The organism is Corallococcus terminator (genome assembly GCF_003611635.1).
In the GTDB taxonomy this organism is placed as follows: domain Bacteria; phylum Myxococcota; class Myxococcia; order Myxococcales; family Myxococcaceae; genus Corallococcus; species Corallococcus terminator.
In genome coordinates this window covers 1-241 of the sequence record NZ_RAVZ01000791.1, presented here as the reverse complement: position 1 = coordinate 241, position 241 = coordinate 1, and the positions used below count along the sequence as shown (strand labels likewise).

Below are 241 nucleotides of genomic sequence, written 5' to 3'. Positions count from 1 at the left end.
GCGTGGTGCGGGAGCTGGTGGAGGTGGGCGACCTGCTCTACGTGGACGACCTGGCGTCGCTCGTCTACGCGGGGCGCACCCACAACGAGCGCACCAACGTGGCGCAGTACCTGGAGCCCCACCTGGCGCGCGGCGAGCTGACGGTGCTGGCCGAGTCCACGCCGGAGCGCTTCGAGCGCGTGCGCGAGGAGGCCCCCACCTTCGCGTCCCTCTTCCGCGTGGTGCACGTGCCCGCGCTGGA

1 protein-coding gene is annotated in these 241 nt (G+C 73.0%); it reads left to right on the top strand.

The annotated features are described in order from the left end of the window. Positions 1-241 (top strand): hypothetical protein (locus D7V88_RS42155; protein ID WP_147449186.1); only part of this gene is annotated, 241 nt, incomplete at both ends.